At 61.1% G+C, this 3,191-nt stretch carries 4 protein-coding genes; all 4 read left to right on the top strand.

The window, feature by feature from the left end; genetic code table 11:
• The coding region (locus D8U18_RS01670) for an arsenate reductase (protein ID WP_241664271.1) at positions 1–321 on the top strand (321 nt) is incomplete at its 5' end.
• Positions 322–353: 32 nt separating this feature from the next.
• Positions 354–1,388: a 2,3,4,5-tetrahydropyridine-2,6-dicarboxylate N-succinyltransferase gene (gene dapD, locus D8U18_RS01665; protein WP_056856253.1), complete on the top strand. Its 1,035-nt coding sequence runs from the start codon at positions 354–356 to the stop codon at positions 1,386–1,388.
• Between the two features lie 137 nt (positions 1,389–1,525).
• Positions 1,526–2,731 carry a cysteine desulfurase gene (locus D8U18_RS01660; RefSeq protein WP_130906377.1) on the top strand — a complete coding sequence of 402 codons (1,206 nt, stop codon included), beginning with the start codon at positions 1,526–1,528 and terminating at the stop codon, positions 2,729–2,731.
• Positions 2,728–3,132 (top strand): SufE family protein, encoded by a 405-nt coding sequence (locus tag D8U18_RS01655; protein WP_130932110.1) that lies wholly within the window; start codon positions 2,728–2,730, stop codon positions 3,130–3,132. The genes D8U18_RS01660 and D8U18_RS01655 overlap by 4 nt, the downstream gene beginning before the upstream one ends.
• Positions 3,133–3,191 lie beyond the last annotated feature (59 nt).

The following is a 3,191-nucleotide window of genomic DNA, read 5'->3' as shown; positions in this document are numbered from 1 at the left end:
GCCTGCGACACCATGAAAAAGGCGCGCACCTGGCTCGATGAACACGCTGTCAGCTATGACTTTCATGATTACAAGGCGCTCGGAATCGACCGGGAACACCTGACCCAATGGTGCAACGAGCACGGCTGGGAAGTGGTGTTGAACCGCGCAGGCACGACCTTTCGCAAGCTCGACGACGAACGCAAAGCCGATCTCGACCAGTCGAAAGCCATTGAACTGATGCTCGCACAACCTTCGATGATCAAGCGCCCGGTGCTCGATCTCGGTGACCGAACCCTGATTGGCTTCAAGCCAGATATCTACGCGGCCGCGCTCAAGTAAGCAGCCCGTTTCAATTTGTTAGAGGTATCAACATGTCCACTACCCTGTTCAGCCTGGCCTTTGGTGTCGGCACTCAAAACCGTGAAGGCGCATGGCTGGAAGTGTTCTACGCGCAGCCGTTGCTCAACCCGTCGGCCGAACTGGTCGCCGCCATCGCGCCGATCCTGGGCTACAGCGAAGGCAATCAGGCCATCGCATTCACCACGGCTCAGGCCTCGCAACTGGCCGAAGCCGTCAAAGGCGTCGACGCTGCCCAGGCTGCCCTGCTGACCCGTCTGGCCGAGAGCCACAAGCCACTGGTCGCCACCTTGCTGGCTGAAGACGCGCAACTGTCTTCGACCCCTGAGGCGTACCTCAAGCTGCACTTGCTGTCCCATCGTCTGGTCAAGCCGCACGGCCTGAATCTGGCTGGCATCTTCCCGTTGCTGCCGAACGTGGCCTGGACCAGCCAGGGCGCGATCGACCTGGGCGAACTGGCCGAGCACCAACTGGAAGCGCGCCTGCGTGGCGAGCTGCTGGAAGTGTTCTCGGTGGACAAGTTCCCGAAAATGACCGACTACGTGGTACCGGCCGGCGTGCGCATCGCTGACGCGGCGCGTCTGCGTCTGGGTGCCTACGTGGGCGAAGGCACCACCGTGATGCACGAAGGCTTCATCAACTTCAACGCTGGCACCGAAGGTCCGGGCATGATCGAAGGTCGCGTCTCGGCTGGCGTGTTCGTCGGCAAGGGTTCAGACCTGGGCGGCGGTTGCTCGACCATGGGCACCCTGTCGGGCGGCGGCAACATCGTGATCAAGGTTGGTGAAGGCTGCCTGATCGGCGCCAACGCCGGTATCGGCATTCCATTGGGTGACCGCAATACCGTTGAGTCCGGCCTGTATGTGACCGCTGGTACCAAAGTGGCGCTGCTGGACGAGAAAAACCAACTGGTCAAAGTAGTGAAGGCTCGTGAACTGGCCGGCCAGGCCGACCTGTTGTTCCGTCGCAATTCGGAAACCGGCGCTGTGGAATGCAAAACCCACAAATCGGCTATCGAACTGAACGAAGCGCTGCACGCTCACAACTAAGCAGCGCATCATCGCCCCTCTGTAGGAGCATGGCTTGCCCGCGATGCTTTTGGCGGTCCAAAGGCCCCATCGCGAGCAAGCTTTGCTCCCACAGTAGTGCGGTGTAACCCCGCCCATGTTCACCAGGGCCCGATAACATGCTGATTCCCTCTCCCTGGCGCGCCGATTTTCCAGCCATCGCCGCCCTGCAACGGCAAGGCCAGACTTATCTGGACAACGCCGCCACCACGCAAAAACCTCAAGCCCTGCTGGATGCCCTGGCGCATTACTATGCCAACGGCGCAGCCAACGTGCATCGGGCACAACATTTGCCCGGCGCCCATGCCACCCAGGCGTTCGAGGACAGCCGCCGCAAAGTCGCGCAATGGCTCAATGCCGCTGACCGCGGGCAGATCATCTTTACCCATGGCGCGACGTCCGCGCTGAATCTGCTGGCTTATGGCCTGGAGCATCTATTCCATCCGGGCGACGAGATTGTCATCAGCGCCCTGGAGCATCACGCCAACCTGCTGCCGTGGCAGCAACTGGCGCACCGCCGTGAGCTGAAACTGGTGGTCCTGCCACTGGATGCCGACGGTGTGATCGATCTTGAAGCCGCCACCGGCTTGATAGGTCCGCGCACGCGTCTGTTGGCCGTCAGCCAATTGTCCAACGTGATCGGCGCCTGGCAGCCTTTGCCTGCGCTGCTGGCAATGGCCAAGGCGCACAACGCCTTGACCGTGGTCGACGGCGCGCAAGGCGTGGTCCATGGTCGCCATGATGTGCAGGCGCTGGGTTGCGACTTTTATGTGTTTTCCAGCCACAAGCTCTACGGCCCCGATGGACTCGGTGCGTTGTTCGGTCGCAATGAAGCGTTGCAACGACTGCGCCCCTGGCAGTTCGGCGGCGAGATGGTACTGGACGCCAACTACCACGACGCACGCTTTCGCCCGGCGCCATTGGGATTCGAGGCCGGGACACCACCGATCGCCAGTGTGATCGGTCTTGGGGCGACACTGGACTATCTCGCCGCTCTCGATCAGGACGCGGTGTCCGCCCATGAAGCGGCGCTGCACGACTATCTGCTCAAAGGCCTTGCTGCACGCAATGGCGTCCACTTGCTGGGCAAGCCACAGTTGGCACTGGTCAGTTTTACTGTCGAAGGTGTGCATAACTCTGACTTGGCGCACTTGCTGACCGAACAAGGGATCGCGGTGCGCGCCGGTCATCACTGCGCCATGCCGTTGCTCAAGAGCTTCCATCTGGCCGGGGCGATTCGGGTGTCGTTGGCGTTGTATAACGATTCCGAAGATCTGGAGCGGTTCTTTGAAGCACTGGATCAAGCGCTGGAGCTGTTGCGATGAACCTGCCTGCCGATGCCGTGACGGCACTCGAAACCTTTCAAAACGCGGCCGGCTGGGAACAGCGGGCGCGCCTGCTGATGCAGTGGGGCGATCGCCTGCCTGCGTTGAGCGATGCGCAAATGTGTGATGCCAACCGTGTGCACGGCTGTGAAAGCCAAGTGTGGCTGGTGGGTGAATTACGCGACGGGCACTGGCAATTCAGCGCCAACAGCGATGCGCGATTGATTCGTGGATTGGTGGCGTTGTTGTTGGCGCGGGTTAACGGGTTGTCGGCGGTGGAGTTGCGGCAGGTGGATTTGGCGGATTGGTTCAATCAGTTGGGATTGGGGCGACAGTTATCAGAGTCGCGCAGCAATGGCCTGAATGCCGTACTACAGCGGATGCGCGAACTGGCCGCCTGACCGATCGTTCCCACGCTCTGCGTGGGAATGCCTCAAGGGACGCTCCGCGTTCCAGCTCT

This window comes from Pseudomonas sp. Sample_10, assembly GCF_004321495.1.
Lineage (GTDB): Bacteria > Pseudomonadota > Gammaproteobacteria > Pseudomonadales > Pseudomonadaceae > Aquipseudomonas.
Note: the sequence above shows the minus strand (reverse complement) of the source record. Positions and strands in the feature narration are given on the sequence as shown.

Excerpts from the sequence above, each read along its gene's own strand:
- dapD (WP_056856253.1), top strand. The coding sequence starts at position 354 with ATGTCCACTACCCTGTTCAGCCTGGCCTTTGGTGTCGGCACTCAAAAC.
- D8U18_RS01660 (WP_130906377.1), top strand. The coding sequence starts at position 1,526 with ATGCTGATTCCCTCTCCCTGGCGCGCCGATTTTCCAGCCATCGCCGCC.
- D8U18_RS01655 (WP_130932110.1), top strand. The coding sequence starts at position 2,728 with ATGAACCTGCCTGCCGATGCCGTGACGGCACTCGAAACCTTTCAAAAC.